Source organism: Ferrithrix thermotolerans DSM 19514 (genome assembly GCF_900128965.1).
Taxonomy (GTDB): domain Bacteria; phylum Actinomycetota; class Acidimicrobiia; order Acidimicrobiales; family Acidimicrobiaceae; genus Ferrithrix; species Ferrithrix thermotolerans.
Genome location: NZ_FQUL01000006.1, coordinates 1 through 21,585, shown reverse-complemented (window position 1 = coordinate 21,585; position 21,585 = coordinate 1). Strand labels below are relative to the sequence as shown.

The following is a 21,585-nucleotide window of genomic DNA, read 5'->3' as shown; positions in this document are numbered from 1 at the left end:
AAGTAGAGACCTCGATTAGCCCTCTACGTCTATCTCCCCGTAGCTCTCCGACTCCGAGTGGATATCGATCTTCAAGCCTGTAAGGCGTGCCGCAAGCCGTGCGTTTTGGCCTTCTCTGCCGATCGCAACAGAAAGTTCTGAGTTGGGAACGATCACCTTTGCCGTGCCTGTTCCCTCATCTACCTGGACATCTAAGACATGTGCAGGCTGAATTGAACGCTCAACGTACTCAGGAAGGTACTCCGAATACGCCACGATGTCAACTCTTTCGCCTCGTAGCTCGTTCGTCACCATTCTCACCCTTGTTCCCCTGGCGCCGACACAAGAACCCACAGGATCTACATTTTGATCGTTGGACCATACAGCCATCTTGGTTCTTACGCCTGGCTCTCTGGCTATCGCCTTAATCTCCACAACACCAGAGGCGATCTCTGGAACCTCAAGCTCAAAGAGCCGCTTTACTAGTCCAGGGTGAGTCCTAGATACTACAATGTGAGGTCCACTTACTCCCTTTCGAACCTCAACGATATAGGCCTTGACTCTAGCTCCGTGCTCGTAGCGCTCGTTCGGAGGCTGCTCGGTCTGAGGCAAGAAAGCTTCTGCCTTACCAAGATCTAAAAGGGTATAACGGGCGTCGCTTTGCTGCACGATACCGGTTATCACGTCACCTTCACGACCCGCATACTCGTCGTATTTTAGGTCACGCTCTGCGTCACGGATCTTTTGAAACATTACCTGCTTTGCGGTCTGAGCAGCTATGCGTCCAAAGTCTTCAGGGGTGTCTTCCCACTCCCGAACGACGTTTCCCTCTTCGTCTAGCTCCTGACCAAAAACCCTAATCTCGCCGGAGTCTGGATCGATCATCACGAACGCCTCCTCAGCGGCGCCAGGCATACGCTTATAAGCAGCAACGAGGGCGTTCGCCAAAGACTCAAGCAGTGTATCGACGGCGAGACCCTTCTCACGCGCAACTAAAGCCAGCGCCTCCATGAAGTCTTGATTACTCTTCGCCATCTTCTTCTACCTCCTCGATCGAGCCAGCACTCTTGGCCTTTGTGCCCTTGGGCTTGCCACCTTGAGCTCCCCAAACAAACACCGTTCGGGCACGTAAAATATCTTCGAACGGCACCTCTAAGCTCAAAGAGGCGTCGTCGCTATAGAACTCAACTGTACTACCTTTGACATCGCCAACACGAACTCTCGCCTTTTTGACGGTATTATCGTCGCCATTGCGCCACTTTATATCCACGAGCGCCTCTTTGAAACGACGAAAGTGCTCCAGCTTTTTTAGCGGACGTTCAAGACCTGGGGACGAAACCTCTAACTCATAGGCTCCACTAAAAAGTCCATCTAAGTTCATTGAGTCAACGGTATCGGACAGTAGCCTCGACGCCTTCTCGATGGCGTCCATGGCCTGACTACCCTCCCCTTCCACACTTACCCGCAAGGACCGCTTGCCGATCTCAAGTTCAAGAACCTCTAGTCCAATTGGAGCTAGTACCGAATCGAATACGTCCTTCAGCTCCTGAACTCTCGTGGAGCTGTCAGATGGAACAGGCTCGTTGAAACCTTTTGAACCAGCCATCACTCCTCCTCTCCGCCGAACAAAGACCAAATTTGCCATCATCAAACAAAAACGCGGGCGATGAGCCCACGCTTTTTCTCAAAGATAGTGACAACTTAAGCTTTAAGCACTCTAGCGGGAGAGAGGCGATATCGCTGTCACAAACTTCGCCCAAGAAGCTCCCTTATGCGTGTCGGTACCTCCTCAATGGGCATCTTCGTCGTGGTTCCGTCTCTTCTTACCTTGATCTCCACCTGCCCCTCCTTGAGCGACTTCGATCCCACAACCACCTGATAGGGCACTCCAATTAGATCACAATCAGCTAAAGACACTCCCGGAGAGAGCTTCCTGTCATCTATCAGCGCCTCCACGTTGTCTTTTAGGAGCCCGCTATAGATCGTTTCAGCGACCTCTTCGATCTCCTTGGACCTCGCTGCGCCGAGAGGCACAACGACTACCTGATAGGGAGAGACGGAGACCGGCCATATAAGTCCACGGTCATCTAGAAAGTGCTCGGCGATAACCGCTATAAGTCTTGTAACACCGATTCCATAACAGCCCATGTAGTAGGGGTACTGCTGACCATCAGGACCTGTAAAGCGTGCGTTTTCTAGGATCGAGGAGTAGTACAGTCCGAGCTGAAAGGTGTGCCCTATCTCAACCGAACGAATAAGTGTAAGTGCAGATCCACACCGTGGGCAGGGATCTCCATCTCTTACAACGACTAAAGACCGATACTCATCTACCTGGAAGTCCCTACCAAGGACCGCCCCGGTTACGTGATAACCAGCCTTATTACCTCCAGTTGCAAAGTGCGATCTCTCCTTAACCGATAGATCAGCGACCACGTAGATCGAGTTCTCTTTAGCGTTCATCGGTCCAATGAACCCTTTATGCAAATACGGGTACCTCTCGAACTCCGGGTCCTCAAGGAGCCGCATACCAGAGGGGACCCGAGCCTCTCGATCCCCCGGCACGAGCAGCATAACGAGCCTCTGATCACCATCTATCGCCACTAGACACTTCAACATCTCATGTGCCTTAGTCGGAACCCCCAGATCAGAGATCGCCTCTACGGCTTTTTCCACCCCCGGGGCCTCAGGGGTGTAGTGGTACAAAAGCTCCGGTAGTTCGGAACCAACACCTTGTGCATCTGCGTCCTTGGAACCTCTCGTGGCTGCTTCGATATTAGCCCGATATCCACAGCTAGAGCACTTGGCGTAGTAGTCCTCACCGATCTCAGCTGGAGACATAAACTCGTGGTTGACGTCACCTCCGATGGCTCCGGAGTCTGCCTCTACAGGCTCAAATGGGATCTCCATCTTCGCAAAGATTTTGTTGTAAGCGTCGTACACCTTGGAATATGAGCTTCTCATTCCCTCTTGGTCAGAGTCGAAAGAGTACGCGTCGGCCATTATGAACTCACGAGTTCTCATCAGACCATACCTTGAGCGTGGCTCGTCTCTAAACTTGGTTTGAATCTGATATACGGTGGCAGGAAGATCCGAGTACGAGCTGAGGTCCTGGTATACCGCTTCTATTACCGCCTCTTCGTGAGTAGGTCCGAGAACAAAGTCACCACTTTTCGCTTCCACCTTCATTAGGACGTCTGCCATCTTCTTGATTCTGCCACTGCGTTCCCAGATCTCAACCGGATGAAGTGCCGGAAGTAGTATCTCCTGGGATCCACAGCTATCGAGCTCTTCTCTTACGATATTTGAGACCTTGGCCAACACCCTGAGCCCTAACGGGAGATAGGAATATATACCCGAAGATAGTCTCCTTATATATCCCGCTCTAAGAAGGTACTGATGCGACCTAGCCTTTGCTTCGCTAGGCGCCTCTCGAAGGGTCTTTAGGACCAACTGGCTCATCTGCATATGCAAATGCTACAGGATGAAGAATCGATCCTCCTTCAGTTGCCCTTAGTTCGCGCTTCTCCTAGCTCTCTTTGGTCTTCCGTCTTATCTTTTCGATCGTTACAGAAGAGTTGTTTGCGTCATCTCCCTTGTCAAGAAGGAGTTCAGCCCTGTCTTTGTTCGCCTCTATGACGGCCTTCGGATCTGCTGCCGCCAAGCGGGCCTCGATGCCCTCCTCGGCGATCTTTTGAGCCTCTCTGACTAGCGCCTCGACCATCTCATCCTCGGGTACCACAGCGACTATCTCACCTTTTATAAAGAGATGCCCCTTGTGTCTACCAGCGGCTATACCAAGATCGGCCTCTCTGGCTTCACCTGGGCCATTTACCACACAACCCATAACTGCCACCTGGATAGGAAGATGAAGCTCCTCAAGAGCCGCCTGAGCCTCAGAAGCTACCTTTATGACGTCGATCTCGGTTCGTCCACAAGAAGGACACGCAATAAGGTCGAGCCCCTTTCTCTCTCTAAGTCCCAGAGCCTCAAGTAGCTGTCTTCCAGCCTTTGCCTCCTCTACGGGGTCAGCCGTTAGGGAGTATCGGATCGTATCTCCGATACCCTCGGCCAACAACGTAGCGATACCGGCCGTAGACTTAATGAGCCCCCCAGGAGGAGGACCGGCCTCAGTCACGCCAAGGTGAAGGGGATGATCGGTTGTCTCTGAAAGAAGCCTATAGGACTCGATCATAAGAGGCACGTTCGACGCCTTTACGGAGATCGCTACCTGATCAAAGCCCACCTCTCCAAATAACTCAAGCTCTCGCATGGCAGATTCCACAAGGGCCTCAGGGGTCGCTCCATTGTACTTCTCGTATAGCTCGGGATGGAGCGAACCTGCGTTTACCCCGATTCGAATCGGTACGGAACGATCCTTCGCCTCTTGAGCCACGAGCTTTATCTCATTTGGCTTTCGGAGGTTCCCAGGGTTGAGGCGAAGGGCCGCTACTCCGGCCTCTAGAGCTGCAAGAGCCATCTTGTAGTGAAAGTGAATGTCTGCAACGATAGGAACCGGAGATCTCGGAACGATCTGGGCTAACCCCTCAGCCGCCTCGATCTGGTTACAAGTACATCTCACGATGTCCACACCCGCTGCAGCCAACGCATATATCTGTGCGAGGGTTCCTTCTACGTCTGCAGTCTTGGTGGTGGTCATCGACTGCACAGATATCGGAGCTCCCCCACCTACAGGTACCTTTCCCACCATAACCTGGCGAGTATGTCTTCTCTTTGCTACTTCAACCGGTTTCCTAGTCACAACTACCAACCTCCTAGGGGATCTAGAACCAAAGACCTTCAGTCCTAGAACTCCTTCAAATAAAGACTAACGCACAAACGGATTGCCGACGGGATGAGTGATATCTAGGTAAAGTGCCGTTGCACTTATGAGAATGAGAACAAAGATCACCGCATATGTCAAAGGCATCATCTTCAAGATATCCGCATGGTACGGCCTACCTCTTTTCGATCTGATCCTTTCGTATATAGCAATTACCACATGCCCTCCGTCTAAAGGAAGTAGCGGTATCATATTGAAGATACCCACGAAGATGTTGATGGAAAAGAGCAACGCCAGTACCGCTTCGAACCCTGACTGAGCTGCTTGTGATGCTAGGCGTACTATCCCTACCGGCGAGGCGAACCTTGCCTGCGCTCCCTTAGAGGCCGGATTCGTAGAGGGATGAACAAGCTGGCCAAAGTAAGCCGAGATACCATGTGGAGAGAAGTGCGAGGCTAGCGAGGTAACGGTCTGTGCGGAGAAACTAATCATATCTGAACCGGCAGCTGACAGCGCTCCAAAGAACGAGTACCTCGAGTTACCTTCTACTATGCCTATTCCGATTACGCCCCTGGCTTTGGATCCTTTAGGAAGGTAGCTCTGGCCATTAACCTTTACAGAACGTCCATCTACAGGCACAACCGAGGTGTGTATTACCTTTGATCCATCCTGTACAGACAAGGTAACAGGCTTCCCAACGCTAGATCCAATGATGTTTGCAAGCTCACTTCCAGAGGTCACCTCTTTACCATCTGCGCTTAGAATCACCTCGCCAGGTTTGAGGTGTGCAATCACGGCTGGAGACGTCAGGTTTGAAAAGTTCGTTACGGCACCGATCTCCACCACGTTCGGATTGGCAAATCCATACATGAACAACAGGGTAAGGAGGATACCAAAGGCCATTACAAAGTGCATAAACGATCCTGCCACCGCAACGGCAAGCCTCCTAGGAAAGCTCGCTTGACGGTACGTCCGGGGCTCATCTTCAGGGCGCACCTCATCCGCAGAGGACATCCCGATGATTTTGACGTATCCTCCAAGTGGCAGAAGTTTGACCCCGTACTCAGTCTCACCCTTCCTGAAGGACCACACCCTGGGACCAAAACCAAGGAAGTACTCAGTTACCTTCATGTGAGAAACCTTGGCAGCTATGAAGTGACCTAGTTCATGGATCATAATCATTGCAACTATCGCAGCCACTACCGCTAAGGTTGGGAGTGTATGGGTGTAGTACCCTAGGTATACGACGACTGCGAGCACCACAAGAAGCTCTACAGCTCTTCGTCCGCCAAGGCCCCTCGCCTCAGATAGAGTTGGACCCTCCGTCTGGGACGGGTCAGCCGACTGCGTCTCTGGCTTCTCCGTCAGATCTTGGTTCAAGTGATCTCCTCGACAACTCTGTGAGCAACGGACCTTGCTCTCCCATCTACAGACATAACATCGTCAACGCTGGAGATATTGCACTGTTCGTAGCGATCCATAGACAACTCTAAGACTTTTGCTACATCCTTCCAAGATATGACGCCATCGACCAAAGCCTTGACAGCTACCTCGTTAGCTGCGTTGTACCAGCAGGTCCCTCCACTTCCAAGTGAACCTGCTCTATAAGCGAGCTTGAGTGCTGGAAAGCGCTCATGGTCGGGGGGCTCAAACTCTAAAGAGACTACGGTCTTCCAGTCCATGGCCCCGTAGCTATGTATCGATCGCTTTGGGTAAAAGATCGCCAGGGAGATAGGCAGTCTCATATCGGGCATCGATACCTGCGCAAGCACCGTGCCGTCTTGATATTCGACCATTGAGTGCACGATCGACTGGGGATGAATAACTACCTCTATGTTGTCGTAGTCGACACCGAAGAGGTAGTGTGCCTCTATTACCTCCAGACCTTTGTTCGCCAAGGTGGAGGAGTCTATGGTATTTTTTGGACCCATGTTCCAAGTGGGATGCCTCAGCGCCTCGTCAAGGGTTACAGAATCTAGTTCATCTTTTGTAAGTGAGCGAAACGGACCGCCAGATGCCGTCACAACCAGTTGTTTGACACCTACTCTAGAAAGAGGAGAAGAAGAGAGCACCTGGAAGATCGCAGAGTGCTCAGAGTCAACCGGAATGAGCTCACTGTTTCCTTTTTGTCTCCAAATCTCAACTAAATCTCCAGCTGCAACGATCGACTCTTTGTTTGCATTCGCAAGTCTTTTACCTAAAACAAGGGCTTGCTCCGTAACCCTTACCCCACTGAAGCCCGTTACAGCGTTCATCACTATATCCGAGTCGCTTACGATACCGTAGATCTCCTCTCCGCAGACGACCTCAACGTCAAACGCAGACATCTGTTCCTTTGCATCTCGATATAGCGATGACTTATACAGTCCGACCACCTTTGGAGAGAACCTCTTGACCTGACCTACTAGGTCATCTAGGGAACTGTTTGCTACGAGTCCATATAAAGAGATCTCATCTGCTAGATCGGTGGCTTGGGCGTCGGAGACGACCTCAAGGGTCTGAGTGCCGATCGATCCTGTCGAGCCGAACACGCTGAGTAACTTCGGTGTCCTAGACATGTCTTGTTAGCCTAGATGGAAGAGCTGAAAGAGAAAGTAAGCGGTAGGCAACATAAAGAGCACCCCATCGATGCGATCAAGAACCCCTCCATGCCCAGGAAGAAGGTTCGATGTGTCTTTGACGTTCAAGGATCGCTTAATCATCGACTCACAAAGATCGCCAAGAGGTGTCACCAAACCCGCCACGAGTCCAAGAACTGCACCTTTTTCTAGGTTCATAGGGAATATAGCGCCCGCAATAAAGGCGCCTAGCAAGACTGCCGCCAAAGCGCCTATTACTACTCCTTCGAGAGTCTTTGAAGGACTCACGGAGGGGGCCAGCTTCCGCCTCCCTAAGAATGCTCCACCAAAGTAAGCGAAGGTATCTGCAGAGGTGGTGGTGATGAGGACGGCTAGGAGAAGCCTCACACCATAACCATGGAAGTCTTGGGGACGCAGAATCAAAGAAGCAAACGAACCTAGAAGTCCGATCCAAAGAAGTGGCATTAGAGAGACCGAGACTCCCTCAAGCGCCGGGGTGTGCAAAAGACCGGCAAGATACCAAAGAAACGTCACCACCACCCCAAGCAAAAGAGCGTCTAGTACGCCTTGCATCCCTTGAACATAGCCTCCGATGCTCATGAGCACGATAGATACTAGTCCAACGAGTTTTGCCGGCTTCATCTTTGCCTTTTGCACGTTCGAGTAGTACTCGGCGGCAGCCACGACGAGTGCGACAGCTACCAGCCCTGCAGAGACCTTGGGTCCTGCAGCTAGTGCGCCAAGAACGAGGGCCCCTAGCACTATCCCCGTAAAGATCGACTTGGACTTAGAACGTCCCCCAGATGCAGACCTCTTGAACTTTGATCTCATCGGTCGCTCTGACTCGGAATCAGATCCACCAGACATCTCCACATCGTCCCCCTCTGCTGTCGAAACAGGAGGTCTTTTTGGCCTTGATCGCAAACCCTTCTCAGAGCTAACTCTACCACTCCCCTTGCTTGCCGAGGAGTTTCGAGGGATGCGAACCTTGCGATAGCTTTTGTTAGTCGCTGGTTCGCCCATCCCGGGATTATCCAGCATAAGATCATCTGAATTCGCTGGAGGCGGTTCATAAAGCTTGTCAAGGTCAAGGCCATCGTCAAATCCAACACCAGCCCCGCTAAAGCTTCCCTGTTGGTTTCTGGAGGAACCAGCTCTAGAACCTAGAGCCCGATCGCCTTCCCTGTCTTTTTCTGGTTCTTTTTCGGGTGCAATTAGAAGGTCCTCTGAGGAGGTGGAGGGATCCAGCCAAAGGGGTTTGTCACCTGACATCTCAAGGACGACCCGTGGGATCTCCCCTGTGGGGGGGTCACTCCAGTGAGGCAGAACGATCTCTTCGTCGTCAGGGGGAAGAATCTTGGAGACTAAGCTATCTATCCTGTTGAGCCTGTCGTCGTCCTTCTTGTCACCCTGACCAAGGTTCTGCTCTGCCATCAATTCCCTTTCGCCTTATCAAACTTCTAGCAGCTCTTTTTCCTTATGCGATAAGGCCTTGTCCAGCTCTTGGACGAAGCTCTGCGTAATCTTGTCCAACTCTTTTTCAGCCGCATCTACATCGTCGGAGGTCAATACACCTGCCTTCTCCATCGACTCGAGGTCGTGGCGTGCAGACCTTCGAACTCCCCTGATAGCAACCTTTCCATCTTCAGCTTTTTGCTTTACCACCTTGACCAGCTCTTTTCGTCGCTCCTCGGTCAAAGGCGGAAAGTTGAGACGAATTATAGAACCGTCGTTGTTTGGGTTAATGCCCAGCTCAGAGGACTGAATCGCCTTTTCAATCTCTTTAAGAGCCGCTTTGTCGTAAGGAGTAATCACCAAGGTGCGAGCGTCAGGAACTGAGAAGTTAGCGATCTGCATCAATGGGACCTCTGTTCCGTAGTACTCCACAGGTAGCCTCTCTACCAGCACAGAGGAAGCCCTACCGGTCCTGACTGTGGCAAACTCTCCTTCTGCATGTGAGACGGCCTTAGCCATCTTCTCCTTGACAGCAGCTATCAGAGCGTCGATCGATTCGTATTCCGCCATTACCTCACCAACGTCCCAATGTTTCTAGCTTGACAGGCTCGAATTATGTTACCCGAGATCGAGACGTCAAACACCAAGATCTCCAAGTTATTGTCCTTGCAAAACGTAACCGCAGTCATATCCATCGCCGAAAGACTCTCAGTGATGACGTCCATATACTCCAAAGTTTCGTACTTTTTGGCACTAGGGTCGACCTTGGGATCCGCACTGTAGATGCCATCCACCCCTGAATGCGTGCCTTTGAGCATCGCCTGGGCTCCGATCTCCGCCGCCCTTAGAGAGGCTGCTGTATCGGTGGTAAAGTAGGGGCTTCCTGTACCAGCGGCAAAGATTACGACACGTCCTTTTTCTAGGTGTCTTATCGCCCGTCGTCTTATGTAAGGCTCAGCCAACTCTGCCATTTGTATAGCCGACTGTACCCTGGTTGGCTGACCGTGACGCTCGATAGCGTTTTGGAGCGCAAGTGCATTGATAGTCGTGGCAAGCATTCCCATGTGGTCTGAGGTCACACGGTCCAGGCCAATCGCCGTACCGTTTGTACCTCTCCATATGTTGCCTCCTCCTACAACCACCGCCAACTCTACACCGGCCTCCTCCTTTACCTGAGCTATCTCTGACGCGATACGCTCAAGCGTCTTGGCATCTACCGGGTCATCGACGTTGTCGCCACCAAGAGCCTCTCCGGAAAGCTTTAGCACGACTCTGCTCCAGCGTGACCTCACCTTGGGATCGTTGTCACCTTGCATCTTTCGCCTATGAGCCTACGACGACTAAGGCAAACTGTACGATCTCCGCACTGCCCAGAACGTCTTGTACCTTTAGCTTCTCGTCTTTGACAAAGGCCTGCTCGGTTAGACAGATGTTCTTGAAAAATCCGTCCAGCCTACCTGAGACGATCTTGTCGATAGCAGCTTCAGGCTTACCTTCGTTTCTCGTTATAGCGGTAAGGGTCTCTCGCTCTTTTTCCACCACATCTGCAGGAACGTCTTCACGCCTTAGATAGCTAGGTCGTGCGAAGGCTACATGAAGAGCTATGTCGTGCGCAAGGTCTTTGGAGCCGCCCCTGAGCTTGACAAGAACTCCGACCGTTCCACGACCGCTTTGGACGTGCATATAACCATCTAAAGTCTCACCCTCGGATGCCTCGAGGTAGCTAACTCTTCCTAGATCGATATTCTCCTTGAGCGTAATCTTTAGCTCATCTACCTCCGAGTCGAACTCCTTCGTCGCCTCGGGACCTCTCTCTGCTACCGCAGCCGCGATCTTTTCGACCAAAGACACAAAGGACTCCGACTTAGCAACGAAGTCGGTCTCACATCTAAGCTCGACGATAGATGCAGAACGGTCATTCACACTAACGTAACAGGCACCTTGGGTGTTCTCCCTATCAGATCTCTTTACTGCACCAGCCAGCCCCTTTTCTCTAAGGATTTGAGCAGCCTTCTCGGCATCACCGCCCGCCTCCTCCAAGGCCTTTTTTGCATCTAGCATGCCAGCGCCGGTTCTCTTTCGAAGGCTCTGTACGTCCGCAGCTGTTATCGCCACCGGTATCTCTCCTTTATAACTAAGTACTTTGGGGAAGCCAAGAACTTCCCATAAAACTTTTTCTCAAATATCTGACCTATGTTCAGCCTACTTGGACTGTTCAGCCAGTCTCTTCTCACGTGCTTGCGCCTCAAGAGCCGCTTGGCGACGTGCCTCCTGCTGCTCCTGTTCTTTCTTGGCTTTAGCCTCAGGATCCTCAATAAACTCCTTGGGCCTTAGCTGATCAGCTCGAGATCTCTTTCCATCTTCGATAGCTGTAGCGATGATCTCACACATGAGCTCTCCAGCTCTTATAGCATCGTCATTTCCAGGTATTACGTACTGCACGAGATCTGGATCGCAGTTGGTGTCTACAACCGCCACTACTGGAATACCAAGCCTGTTAGCCTCTGTAACTGCGAGGTGCTCCTTCTTGGTATCGATCACAAATAACGCATCAGGAAGACGGGTCATACCTGCAATTCCGCCAAGGTTAGCCTCAAGCTTTACTAGCTCCCTTGAGAGCAAAAGGGCTTCCTTCTTGGGCATGGCTTCAAAGTCCCCATTTGCCCTCATGGTCTGGTACTCTTTCATCTTCTTGATCCGAGAGACGATGGTGTTGAAGTTGGTGAGCATCCCACCGAGCCATCTGTGGTTCACGTAAGGCATGCCGACCTTGGTAGAGTACGAGGCGATGGCGTCCTGAGCCTGCTTCTTGGTTCCCACAAACATAACTACGCCACCCTTTGCGGACAGGTCACGAACAAAGTTGTAAGCCTCTTCGATCAAGACCAGCGTCTTTCTGAGGTCGATGATATAGATTCCGTTACGTTCACTGTGGATGTAACGCATCATCTTTGGGTTCCAGCGCCTGGTCTGGTGTCCAAAGTGCACTCCAGCTCCAAGGAGCTGCTTCATAGTTACTACAGGCTTATCAGCCATGTCTTCCTCCCATCGGTTCAATTCAGGCTACTTTTACGCTCAATGGCAGAACGACCGTGGGTACAAGTAGCCGTGAAGTTTGCATACTTAGCATAGCTGTAAAGCAAACGAAAGTCGTCGACAACGAAACACTCGATGGGATCTATAGACCCTTACCCAAGATAAGACGTGCAAGCTACCCTAAGGCCGCAGAAACTTCATCCATCACGAACAGAGCGTCCTTATCGCTTAGTTCTAGACCTCTGTCAATCGACTTTACAGTTACATGCGAGGAGCAAGTTTCCAGCAATCAGAGACTTCACCCGCTAAGGAACACCTCCCAGCACAATGCATGGTAAATCCATCGAAACTTTAATTCACTGTTCGATTTTAGGACTTGGAAAGTCTTGCGGTTACGAGCGATTCGCTACGTCATCTATCAAGCTTTGATGTGTCCAGGCTTATAACGGAAGGGGTCATTTGCTAGGACGGCTGTGCATCAGATTAGCTCACGTTCAGACTCCGCCAGCTTTGACTTTAATTGCATAACCGCCTTGGTATGGATCTGGCAAACCCTACTTTCTGTAACACCTAAAACATCGCCGATCTCAGCTAGCGTAAAGCCCTCAAAGTAGTAAAGGGCGAGCACCACCTTTTCCCTGTCTCCGAGCTTATTGATCGCCTGTGCAAGTATCTGCTTGGTTTCTTCGCGCTCGAATGAGTTCGTTGAGCTAGCTCTTTTATCGGCTATGGTATCTCCAATAGAGACCGATCCGTCGCCCTTGTCTCCGCCCGATATTACCTCGTCGAAGGCTACAACACCGATAAATGAGATTCTTGAGTATATGCTTTGCAGCTCTTTTTCAGATATCCCTAACTCCTCGGCGACCTCTTTGTCGGTGGGTGTTCTAAGAAGTTTGGCCTCGAGTTTCTGGTAGGCTTTTTCAACAACCCTTGCCTTAGCCCTAACCGATCTCGGCACCCAGTCGATAGCTCTAAGTTCGTCTATTATGGCGCCCTTGATACGCGATATTGCGTACGTCTCGAACTTGATCTTTCTATCAAGGTCGAACTTGTCGATAGCGTCGATGAGTCCAAACATCCCATAACTTACAAGATCTGCCTGATCGATGCTCTGAGGAAGACCTACAGCCACCCTTCCCGCAACGAACTTTACAAGTGGGGCGTAGTGGATAAGAAGTCGGTCTTTAGCGGACTTTGAGTGCGAGTCCTTAAACTCGCTCCACAGGGCAAACAGTTCTTCTGAGTTGAGTTCTTCCACAACAAACACCCTAACCTAACCTCTTGGGTGAGACTGTCGATGCACGTCACGCAGCCTCTCCTTCGACACATGCGTGTAAATCTGAGTCGTCTCCAGCCTGCTGTGACCTAAAAGCTCCTGAACACTTCTAAGGTCAGCACCGTTATTCAGCAGATGGGTTGCATAGCTATGACGTAGTCCGTGAGGGCTCACCTTCGATCCCGACCTCTCCAAGATGCGCCTGACCTCCCGCTGATCCAGCCTGTGACCGCAACTTGAGGTAAATAAAAACTCATCCTCATGACCTGCTATCTCCACATTGAAGTCTTTCAAATAAGGTTTAGGCAACATCTTTCTATCGGTAAGAAAATATTGTTCTAAAGCTTTGAGTGCGAAGTCACCGAAAATAACTGTTCGGCTCTTACCCCTTTTGGACCCAATGACCGAGGCGGTCCTTTGCATGAAATCTATGTCTGCTATGCGCAGAGAACAAAGCTCGGAGACCCTTACGCCTGTGCCGTAGAGAAACTCTAAGATAGCGGTGTCTCTTTCAGGATGTAAACCTCCATATCTTCCAGCTGCAACTCTATCGATAAGCGACTCTGCCTCTTGTTCGCTCAGATGTCTTGGTAGTCTGCTTGGTACCTTTGAAGCTGCAAGCGAGGAAAAAAGTGCTGGCTCAATAGGTACTCCACTGTCGATCACAAAGCGAAAGTACTTGCGCAAAGCTGCCGTGCTAGATGAGAGCTGGGATCGTGAAGCTCCTCTGCTTACAAGTTCACCCTGGTAGGAACGAAGAGTTCGGACTGTTATCTGATCCGGAGCAGACACTCTATTTCTCAAAAAGAAGTCAACCGCCCGACTCACCTCATAGACGTAGCGTCTACGGGTGTTTACACTAACAGACGCTAGTTGGCGCTCAAACTCCAACAACATATAGGAACTTTGACTTTGATTTTCGGTCAGAGCACTACCTTTCTACATCTCAGCGACCATCAGCCGAGACCATCAGATGCTTGATTCCATTTATGAAGTTCGACCTCAGCCTTTCGGGTTCTGCCGTTATCCTGTAGTTGGGCATATAGGTCATTACCTCTCTAAAAAGTGCCGCAAGCTCCCTTCTTGCTAGGTGCGCACCAAGACAGAAATGGGGACCATACCCTCCAAATCCAAGATGGTCGTTATTAGCCCTATCAACCCTAAAGCCATAGGGATCCTCAAATACCTCCTCATCTCGGTTTGCAGACCCATAAAGCAAAAGTACCTTCTCTCCTGCCTCTAGTTTCACACCTGAGATCTCCGTAGATCGGGTTGTGGTACGCCGCATAAACATTACCGGAGATGCCCATCTCACAATCTCTTCCACCGCAGTTGGAAGGTAGTGGGTAAGGTTTGAACGAAGGATCTCTCTTTGATCTTGAAACTCATCCAGTGCTACCATTCCCCAAGAGATAGCATTCCTGGTCGTCTCGTTACCAGCCACTACGAGAAGTATAAAAAACGAAGCCAACTCGGAGGGAGAGAGCGACTCTCCATCTACTGAGGCATTCACCAGGGCAGAGGTAACGTCGTCTCTTGGAACATCTACTCTTTCCTCCCCGATCTCATTCATTAGAGAAACAAGTTCGATAGCAGCGTTTAAGATGGCGCCATCTATCGAGGTTTCAGGATCGACGTACTCCGGATCAAGGGCACCGAGGATGATATTCGATCGTTCGAGCACAAAGTGAGCGTGATCCTCTGGAACTCCCATCATCTCGCAAATAACTCTAAGAGGTAGCTCGGACGCCACTTTGACAGCAAAGTCCAGTTCGTTCTCCGAGACAGCCTGTTGAATCAACTCGTGTGCTAGCGCTTCGATGCGTCCCTCTATCTGTGCAAGACGCTTCGGAGTGAAGGCTCTTGATACCACTCTTCGGAGATGCCCGTGTCTTGGGTCGTCGGTATTGATCATCGACCCAAAGAACTCAAGGAACTCAGTCGGTAGATCCACCACAGACACCGCTCCTCGTGCAGATGAGTACGTCTTCGGATCACGTGACACAGTCATCACGTCCTTGTGTTTCGTGACTACCCAAAATCCTCCCTCATCGTGATCTAGGAACGCCCACGGAGGATCTTCATAGTGAGAGATGGGACGGATCTCCCTAAGGGTCTTTAGCGCTCCCTCTCGAAGATCCAAAGGTAGCGTCCAGAACTCAAGCGAAGATAGGTCTATCTCATCTAACGTAAGTCTCTGATCAATAGCTTTCAAAGCTCTCTCCCCGCATAGGTGTTGGTGCCCTTTGGTACTTCCCAACCCCTAATCTATCAAAGTACAACTCAAGGGTAACTGTACCACACCCTTCAGCTCAGCTAGGGTCGTGGTCTCGTACTAGCACGATGCACAGATCTACGTCCATATCGTTGATTTATCTCACTTATAACTCGCTGTAGCCGGACCATCTCCTCTGCGTCTTTCTCTTGACGATCTAGATAGAGCTGTTTGGGTGCATCAATCGATCGAAGATTCGACAGGGAAACCCCTAAGAGACGTACGGGGAGTTTGAGATCGATCTTACGCAAAAGCTCCGTGGATCGCAAAAGAATATCTCGGTAGCTAAAGACCATCTCAGCGTAGCTCTCAGAGACAGACACAACACTAAAGTCTGAGAACTTTACCTTGACGCTCACCGTCTTGCCACCAATAGACATCTTGGAGAGTCCTTCTGCGATCTCTTCACACAGATCTCTGAGCTCCACGACGAGATCTTCTCTTGCAGTTACGTCTCTATCGAAGGTTCTTTCGTGTCCCAAAGACTTTCTCTCCCGATCTATCTCAACCGATCTTGGATCGTTCCCTTCGGCATAAGACAGGATCGACTCTGTAGATCTTCCGAAAATGGAAGTAAGCGTAGCTCTTGGAACATTGAACAGGTCAGAGACCTTTGTAACACCTACAGAGGCCAACCTAGAAGCTGACTTTGGACCCACCCCAGGAAGATAAGTCACGGGCAGGGCAAACAGAAATGCTCTTTCATGCCCCGGCTCTACTGCGAAGATACCGCTCCCATAGATCACACGATCTCGCTGAGGCTTAGGTTTTGCCATCTGGGATCCTATCTTCGCTACGGTCTTCGACGTTCCTATCCCGACCGATACTGGAAGCGCCATCTCTTCAAACACGGCCTCACGAACTTTGCTTGCAGCGGAAAGCGGAGAACCAAGCCGCCAGCGTGAGCCGGAGAGATCCAGGTAAGCTTCATCTACCGACACCATCTCAACAAGAGGAGTTAGCGTCCTGAGGATGTCGTAAAACTTTTTAGAGAGCTCTCTGTAATAGGCGTGATCAGGTACAACATAGATGGCATGAGGACAGAGCGCCCTTGCCTTAGCCACAGGCATCGCTGATCGAACTCCAAATCGTCGCGCCTCGTAGTTAGGACTTAAAACTACCCCCCTACTAGAAGATCCAGCTACGATAACTGGTCGATCAATGAGAGACGGGTCTCTTGCGACTTCAGCGGATGCGAAGAAACAGTCGATATCGACATGTGCAATTACTCGTCGACATTGCTCCACATCGGTAAGCTTAGTGCTCTGCAAAGATGAAAGTACAAACTTAGATCTAAGTGGCATGACAAGTTTTGTCTGAGCGGGGACTAGTATCTTCTACTCGCGGGCGCTTAGCTCAGTTGGTTAGAGCAATTGCCTTACAAGCAATAGGTCGAGGGTTCGAGTCCCCCAGCGCCCACCAACTCAATGTTGCGCGACACAAATGGTTTTTCTATTGTTACAGGGTGATTCCTCCCTCATCAACTCGCATCGGAAAGCCACCATAGGCAAATGACCAACGTTTCTTTTCTCTGCTTAGCTTGGACGTATCGAGACCAACAGAACATGGTCTCAGCAGAGACCTTTGGGACATGAAAGAGCAGTGGAGCACATTGGCTCGTTGTGGCGTGGAATGTCTCGGTCCTTAGGAAACGATAATGGAGTCAAGGACTCGCCAATTGGGCTGGCCGGCATAAAGCAGCGCTCTCACTCTTCAGTGTTAGAAATTCCTGCAGCCGAAGCCAACCTTCTTCACCCGCTTACTTAGGCTTGGTCTAGGTCATAAGCTATCTCCTTCGTGGATGGATCTGAGACTGGGGCACTTGTAGCCTCCTTGGCGTGACTGGAATTAATCACCAAATGGGACAGTCATTTCCCATTTGGTGATTAATTCCACCTTTACAAATCTGCGGACTTGGATCAGAACACCCTTGCGTTTGTGGGAAAAAAGCAGCTTGATAGAGAATAATCGTGCTGGGTTTATCTGGTCTCACAAGATCAAAGTCCGAAGAAGCTTCTATTGAACAGTTCAACTATCTCATAACCCTAATGGTTGGCCATTTCCTTGGAGATGGACGACGAAGTCGAGATATCCAGCACAGCCGCAACACTGCCAGCCTATGTACTTAGTCTATAAATTGGGATTTCATGGGGTTCAAAACAACTTCAGACGAACCCCTAGAGAAGGATCTCGCACCCATCAAATCGCATCACTCTTCCGTCATCGGCGTAGATCGGCATGCCGCTGATCATGACCGTCTTTCCAAGGTATCTATAGGCACTCTGCCAATCCCCTACCCCAAGACGACACAAAACCGTACACCTATCTGATATGCGCTCAACGACGGCAAGTAGATCTTCGCCTCCTGGACCATCTGCAACACTTATAAGTCGTGCATTGAAGCTGAGTGAAAAGGACGCAGTTGAAGCTTGGTTTGACTCCACGGGTTCACTCCCCTCTCATTCAGCGACCAGTTATAATATCAATATAGTCGCCACCACTAGTGGTTTTGTTACCACTTCTTGCGTTTTACAACCAAAATTCTACCTATCTCACCTAGAGGTAGGACTACGACAGACAATAGATTGCGACCATATCTCTATCTGATCTCTATCTGCGAATCAAAGCCCTGAGTAGATCTCTACGACCCAACACACCAACCACCTTGCCATCACTTACGACAGGCAGTATACGAAGATGGTGATCGTGCATCTTGGTTGCAGCCTCCTCGATGGAGTTGTGGGGAGTGACGGTAACTACCTTCTTGGTCATCGCCTCTTCCACCGTTGCGGCGAGATATCTCCTGGACTCCTCCTCAAACCTCCTTACCGCCGGTGGCCAGGCAGCCACCTCTCCAAGTGCAGCGAAGATGGTCGGTATGTGCAACTGTGCCTCTTCCACCATAAGGTCGTCGTCCGCCAGCACCCCAAGAAGCCGTCCCTCTTCATCGACGACGGGGGCCGCAGATATCGAGTGTTCAATAAAGAACTTTGCAGCATCTTCTACCGTGGCTTTGGGGCTGAGGCTGTATACGTCTCTTTGCATGTAGCTCTCTACCAAAGCCTCGCCTTGGCTCTGATCGTTTGCATCTTTATCCACGGTCACACCTATCCTTCTCGCTTAGTACTTGACCTTTTCAGTCCCGATACCTTTGACACTATAGCGTCATAGAGACCTTGGTCTCTGGCAGCGACGATGTGCCTGCGTTCTTCGTGTTCTATCCAATAGACCTCTCGGTTCTCTGTGTCTCCAAAGACATATCCCAACTCACCTAGAAGAAGAGCGGCGCCAAGATAGTCCCACAGACCAAGCCCCCGTGGCGAGACATCTATGAACCCCTCTGCACTTCCTGCCGCCACCAGGCACAGCTCCAAAGCGGCTGACCCAAGCGTTCTGTACTGCATCCATCCCAGATGGCTCTTGGGAAAGCCATTTACAAATAAAACAGACTCTCCTAGGGGTTTCGCTGGACGAGGTTTTAGACGAAGGCTACCCTTATAGGCACCGCCCTCCCTCACTGCAAAGTACACAGCCCCATCTGGTGCACCGACCAATAAAGAGATGAGAGGACCGGCTTTATCCACAACAGCAATCGACGAACACCAAAACGGGATGTTACGGGCGACGTTAGCCGAGCCATCCACAGGGTCTATAACCGCTATGAGGTCTTTGTCTTTATCGTTGACACCGGACTCCTCTGAATAGATCCCAAGCCCAGAGCTCTCAAGTACCTTTAGAGCGGCCTCATCGGCGACTAGATCACCTCTGTGCTGGCCGAGGTGCCCATCGGTACTAGACCAGTCTTGACACTTACGAGCTGCTTCAAAGGCAGCGCTGGCTGCGACATAAGCGACCTCCAATAGCTCTGCCTCCTCGCTTTGCCCAAGAGGCAGAAGCGCTCTAAAGTTTGGCATCGTCTCCACGCCCAAAGACCTGACCTCCTCGCCACCAAACAGCCTATCGCAGATCGGTCTTGCAGCGTCGAAACGGAACGTATCGACCAATAAGACTCAATCACCAACGATGCTATCTACCAACTCAAAGGGTTTGGACGATGTGTATCCCCTAGTGGTACAGCCACGATACTTGATAGAGACGTAAGTGTCTGTCATGCGAATTTGACCCCCGCTGCTATACGTTACAAATGCGCTATCTCAACCCTCATACCGATAGCGTGCACCTATCTTTCAGTTCCTTTGGAATTCGCCATGCATCGCTCAAAGCTTCATAAAAGCTCCTAGGCTATATACATATATGGCAGTTATAGATCTATCGGGGTTTGTAAGCCAACTCAAAGATCACCTCGTAGAGCACAGCTTTCACATACATGAGGAACAGCACGTAGTAGAGACTTACTCTTTATCTCAAAGCTGGTACATCTATCTGCATCCAGAAGATGCGTGCAACGGACCCATGGATCTCAAGGTCTCTCTCTCGATAAGCGCGCGAGAACTTCATAGCTTTGAGGATAAAGTAGCACAGGACGAAGAGCTCGCCGCAAACGCGTTCCCACTTGAGGTCAAGTTCGAGTGGGAGTTGCCACCGATCAGAGAAGGTTTGGACACTTTGGCGCTAGCCCTTGACCTAGCCCGATTCGGAGACCTTGACTTTCCGGTGTCGGTTGGTGTTCGACACGAGTACAAAACCGTGACCGATCAACCAACACATCACCTTATCGTTCATGCAACACACAGCTTCTCCTTGAACAAGATTTACATGGGAGAAGAATTTCCTTGCAAGGCGATCGTAAAGGCTATGGAGGTCTCAAGGCACCTCCTCGATCAGTCATCTGAGTGGCTAACTCTTCCATAGGGCGATGAGGTTAAAAGGGTTCCAAAAGGCCATAGCAGCGTTAGCCCTTGTACCCATATGTGCAGTCTCCCTGACATCCTGCGGCCGTTCCTCTGGTCAGTACGCAGAGAAAGCCTGTTCATATGTGAATAGATCGATCGTCATCTACAAAGCTGCCGAGAAAGATGTAAGCAGAGCAACTATTGTAAAAAAGGACGAGAAGGCATTGCTTCTCCTTCGAAAGGCTCTTCCCCTAGCCGCCTTGGCTGCAGGAACAAACGGTGCCTGGCAGGCTCTTCAGGCCACTTTGTCGGAGTCAAACAGAGTGCCTGAGTCCCGCCTCATAGGGGCGCTTTCACAACAGTGTGCGACGAACAGCCAGTACGCAAACGTCAACATCCCAGCCTCAACCGTACCTTCCAACTAGCCCGTCACAAGTCCTAAAGTACAGTCCTGACGTAGCGACTTCAGGTAGGCTTTAGTAATGGTCTCAAAAGACGATAAATTCCAAACAGGGATCGTAGCTCTAGCCACTGACCTCGACGGTACCTTGTTAGGGTCAGACGGATCGGTTCCGGCTCCCAATATCGATGCGCTTCAAAGGGCAAGAACAAGTGGCATTCCCGTATTTGCATGCACCGCACGCTCTCCTAGAAGCACCACAAAGATATCCAAAGAGGCCGGTCTTGGGCCTATAGCAGTGTGTGCTAATGGGGCCATCGGCTATCACGTAGAGTACAACTCCTACCTTTGGCACGAGACTTTGGAGTTAGAGGAGGTTGGTTCGGTCATAAAGGCCATAAGAGACACCTACCCGAACTCATACTTTGCACTTGAGCACGGAGTGGAGTTCTACTATGAAGCAGGCTTCTTCAAAGACAGTATCTTTATTGAAAACGTCGATATCATCGAGTCCATACTTAGCGCCAAGATAGCAAGGGCAACGAAGATAGTCTGTAGAGCTGAAGGTATAACCCAGGATCAGCTAAGGGAAACTATCTTTGCTTCTGCGACCTACGAGGTCTCGGTTAGCTTTGGATCGATAGATTGGGTTGAGATACTCCCACAAGGAGTATCAAAAGGCTCCGGAGCCCTAAAGGCCTGCGAGTACCTCCAGATAGAGCCGTCCTCACTTGCCTGTGTTGGGGATCACCTAAACGATCTTCCCATGTTTGAGGTTTCAGGTCTTGCAATAGCGGTTGCCAACGCGCATCCCCGTACCTTGAAAGAGGCAAACCTCGTAGTCTCTTCCAACGACGACGCAGGTGTGGCCGAGGTTATTGAACGCATGCTTGTTTAGCGGGCTAGTGTCCCTCCTCAGAAGTTTGCGGAGAAACAATAGGCTCCAGGTATTTCTGCATTGAGGCGAAGATCTCGTCGGCGCTCTTGGTCCAGATGAAGGGCTTGGGGT

Annotated in this window: 21 protein-coding genes and 1 tRNA gene; 4 read left to right on the top strand and 18 right to left on the bottom strand. The window is 50.7% G+C overall.

Annotated features, from left to right (window positions below; translation table 11 throughout):
- Positions 1 to 15: 15 nt before the first annotated feature.
- The 15 genes from nusA to dinB form a co-directional block, all read right to left on the bottom strand.
- Positions 16 to 1,014, bottom strand: coding sequence for a transcription termination factor NusA (gene nusA, locus BUA24_RS03360; RefSeq protein WP_072788737.1), 999 nt, complete (start codon positions 1,012 to 1,014; stop codon positions 16 to 18).
- Positions 1,001 to 1,585: an LSm family protein gene (locus BUA24_RS03355; RefSeq protein ID WP_072788735.1), complete on the bottom strand. Its 585-nt coding sequence runs from the start codon at positions 1,583 to 1,585 to the stop codon at positions 1,001 to 1,003. The genes nusA and BUA24_RS03355 overlap by 14 nt, the downstream gene beginning before the upstream one ends.
- Positions 1,586 to 1,722: 137 nt before the next feature.
- On the bottom strand, positions 1,723 to 3,438 hold the full coding sequence (locus BUA24_RS03350) for a proline--tRNA ligase (protein ID WP_178138687.1): 1,716 nt from the start codon (positions 3,436 to 3,438) through the stop codon (positions 1,723 to 1,725).
- 67 nt (positions 3,439 to 3,505) lie between these two features.
- On the bottom strand, positions 3,506 to 4,747 hold the full coding sequence (gene ispG / locus BUA24_RS03345; protein ID WP_419187292.1) for a flavodoxin-dependent (E)-4-hydroxy-3-methylbut-2-enyl-diphosphate synthase: 1,242 nt from the start codon (positions 4,745 to 4,747) through the stop codon (positions 3,506 to 3,508).
- A 57-nt stretch (positions 4,748 to 4,804) separates the two neighbouring features.
- A complete protein-coding gene (locus tag BUA24_RS03340) occupies positions 4,805 to 6,139 on the bottom strand; it encodes a M50 family metallopeptidase (RefSeq protein WP_072788732.1) in 1,335 nt (444 codons plus the stop codon).
- Positions 6,136 to 7,317: a 1-deoxy-D-xylulose-5-phosphate reductoisomerase gene (gene dxr / locus BUA24_RS03335; RefSeq protein ID WP_072788730.1), complete on the bottom strand. Its 1,182-nt coding sequence runs from the start codon at positions 7,315 to 7,317 to the stop codon at positions 6,136 to 6,138. The genes BUA24_RS03340 and dxr overlap by 4 nt, the downstream gene beginning before the upstream one ends.
- A gap of 6 nt (positions 7,318 to 7,323) precedes the next feature.
- On the bottom strand, positions 7,324 to 8,772 hold the full coding sequence (locus tag BUA24_RS03330; RefSeq protein WP_072788728.1) for a phosphatidate cytidylyltransferase: 1,449 nt from the start codon (positions 8,770 to 8,772) through the stop codon (positions 7,324 to 7,326).
- Positions 8,773 to 8,790: 18 nt separating this feature from the next.
- On the bottom strand, positions 8,791 to 9,363 hold the full coding sequence (frr, locus tag BUA24_RS03325) for a ribosome recycling factor (protein ID WP_072788726.1): 573 nt from the start codon (positions 9,361 to 9,363) through the stop codon (positions 8,791 to 8,793).
- Positions 9,363 to 10,109, bottom strand: a complete 747-nt coding sequence (pyrH, locus tag BUA24_RS03320; protein ID WP_072788721.1) for a UMP kinase — start codon at positions 10,107 to 10,109, stop codon at positions 9,363 to 9,365. Before pyrH ends, frr begins: the two co-directional genes overlap by 1 nt.
- Before the next feature lie 7 nt (positions 10,110 to 10,116).
- Positions 10,117 to 10,908 (bottom strand): translation elongation factor Ts, encoded by a 792-nt coding sequence (gene tsf, locus BUA24_RS03315; RefSeq protein ID WP_072788719.1) that lies wholly within the window; start codon positions 10,906 to 10,908, stop codon positions 10,117 to 10,119.
- 87 nt (positions 10,909 to 10,995) lie between these two features.
- A complete protein-coding gene (gene rpsB, locus BUA24_RS03310) occupies positions 10,996 to 11,829 on the bottom strand; it encodes a 30S ribosomal protein S2 (RefSeq protein ID WP_072788813.1) in 834 nt (277 codons plus the stop codon).
- Positions 11,830 to 12,307: 478 nt separating this feature from the next.
- On the bottom strand, positions 12,308 to 13,090 hold the full coding sequence (whiG, locus tag BUA24_RS03305) for an RNA polymerase sigma factor WhiG (RefSeq protein WP_072788811.1): 783 nt from the start codon (positions 13,088 to 13,090) through the stop codon (positions 12,308 to 12,310).
- 15 nt (positions 13,091 to 13,105) lie between these two features.
- Positions 13,106 to 13,999, bottom strand: a complete 894-nt coding sequence (locus tag BUA24_RS03300) for a tyrosine-type recombinase/integrase (RefSeq protein WP_178138686.1) — start codon at positions 13,997 to 13,999, stop codon at positions 13,106 to 13,108.
- Between the two features lie 55 nt (positions 14,000 to 14,054).
- On the bottom strand, positions 14,055 to 15,323 hold the full coding sequence (locus tag BUA24_RS03295) for a cytochrome P450 (RefSeq protein ID WP_072788715.1): 1,269 nt from the start codon (positions 15,321 to 15,323) through the stop codon (positions 14,055 to 14,057).
- A 101-nt stretch (positions 15,324 to 15,424) separates the two neighbouring features.
- The gene (gene dinB, locus BUA24_RS03290; RefSeq protein ID WP_178138685.1) at positions 15,425 to 16,654 is read right to left on the bottom strand and encodes a DNA polymerase IV; all 1,230 of its coding nucleotides are present in this window, start codon (positions 16,652 to 16,654) and stop codon (positions 15,425 to 15,427) included.
- A 74-nt stretch (positions 16,655 to 16,728) separates the two neighbouring features.
- Here dinB and BUA24_RS03285 point away from each other — a divergent pair.
- Positions 16,729 to 16,805: transfer RNA gene (locus BUA24_RS03285), tRNA-Val, on the top strand.
- A gap of 755 nt (positions 16,806 to 17,560) precedes the next feature.
- Here BUA24_RS03285 and BUA24_RS03280 read toward each other — a convergent pair.
- From BUA24_RS03280 to BUA24_RS03270, 3 genes are all read right to left on the bottom strand, one after another.
- Positions 17,561 to 17,827 carry a hypothetical protein gene (locus BUA24_RS03280; RefSeq protein ID WP_072788713.1) on the bottom strand — a complete coding sequence of 89 codons (267 nt, stop codon included), beginning with the start codon at positions 17,825 to 17,827 and terminating at the stop codon, positions 17,561 to 17,563.
- A 166-nt stretch (positions 17,828 to 17,993) separates the two neighbouring features.
- The gene (locus BUA24_RS03275; protein WP_143146366.1) at positions 17,994 to 18,482 is read right to left on the bottom strand and encodes a CBS domain-containing protein; all 489 of its coding nucleotides are present in this window, start codon (positions 18,480 to 18,482) and stop codon (positions 17,994 to 17,996) included.
- Positions 18,483 to 18,490: 8 nt separating this feature from the next.
- Complete coding sequence (locus BUA24_RS03270) at positions 18,491 to 19,387, bottom strand: inositol monophosphatase family protein (RefSeq protein WP_072788711.1); 897 nt, start codon at positions 19,385 to 19,387, stop codon at positions 18,491 to 18,493.
- Between the two features lie 250 nt (positions 19,388 to 19,637).
- Between BUA24_RS03270 and BUA24_RS03265 the strand changes: the two genes are divergently transcribed.
- Genes BUA24_RS03265 through BUA24_RS03255 form a run of 3 tightly spaced genes read left to right on the top strand, consistent with a single transcriptional unit; the run spans position 19,638 to position 21,474 of the window.
- Positions 19,638 to 20,195 carry a hypothetical protein gene (locus BUA24_RS03265; RefSeq protein WP_072788710.1) on the top strand — a complete coding sequence of 186 codons (558 nt, stop codon included), beginning with the start codon at positions 19,638 to 19,640 and terminating at the stop codon, positions 20,193 to 20,195.
- A gap of 4 nt (positions 20,196 to 20,199) precedes the next feature.
- Positions 20,200 to 20,601 (top strand): hypothetical protein, encoded by a 402-nt coding sequence (locus BUA24_RS03260; RefSeq protein ID WP_072788708.1) that lies wholly within the window; start codon positions 20,200 to 20,202, stop codon positions 20,599 to 20,601.
- A gap of 57 nt (positions 20,602 to 20,658) precedes the next feature.
- Positions 20,659 to 21,474, top strand: a complete 816-nt coding sequence (locus tag BUA24_RS03255; RefSeq protein ID WP_072788706.1) for a Cof-type HAD-IIB family hydrolase — start codon at positions 20,659 to 20,661, stop codon at positions 21,472 to 21,474.
- Positions 21,475 to 21,585 lie beyond the last annotated feature (111 nt).

Bases quoted from the DNA above. Each gene is read 5' to 3' on its own strand.
- dxr (WP_072788730.1), bottom strand. From the start codon at position 7,317: ATGTCTAGGACACCGAAGTTACTCAGCGTGTTCGGCTCGACAGGATCG.
- BUA24_RS03255 (WP_072788706.1), top strand. From the start codon at position 20,659: ATGGTCTCAAAAGACGATAAATTCCAAACAGGGATCGTAGCTCTAGCC.
- BUA24_RS03265 (WP_072788710.1), top strand. From the start codon at position 19,638: ATGGCAGTTATAGATCTATCGGGGTTTGTAAGCCAACTCAAAGATCAC.
- pyrH (WP_072788721.1), bottom strand. From the start codon at position 10,109: ATGCAAGGTGACAACGATCCCAAGGTGAGGTCACGCTGGAGCAGAGTC.
- BUA24_RS03355 (WP_072788735.1), bottom strand. From the start codon at position 1,585: ATGGCTGGTTCAAAAGGTTTCAACGAGCCTGTTCCATCTGACAGCTCC.
- frr (WP_072788726.1), bottom strand. From the start codon at position 9,363: ATGGCGGAATACGAATCGATCGACGCTCTGATAGCTGCTGTCAAGGAG.
- BUA24_RS03260 (WP_072788708.1), top strand. From the start codon at position 20,200: ATGAGGTTAAAAGGGTTCCAAAAGGCCATAGCAGCGTTAGCCCTTGTA.
- BUA24_RS03330 (WP_072788728.1), bottom strand. From the start codon at position 8,772: ATGGCAGAGCAGAACCTTGGTCAGGGTGACAAGAAGGACGACGACAGG.
- rpsB (WP_072788813.1), bottom strand. From the start codon at position 11,829: ATGGCTGATAAGCCTGTAGTAACTATGAAGCAGCTCCTTGGAGCTGGA.
- nusA (WP_072788737.1), bottom strand. From the start codon at position 1,014: ATGGCGAAGAGTAATCAAGACTTCATGGAGGCGCTGGCTTTAGTTGCG.
- BUA24_RS03350 (WP_178138687.1), bottom strand. From the start codon at position 3,438: ATGAGCCAGTTGGTCCTAAAGACCCTTCGAGAGGCGCCTAGCGAAGCA.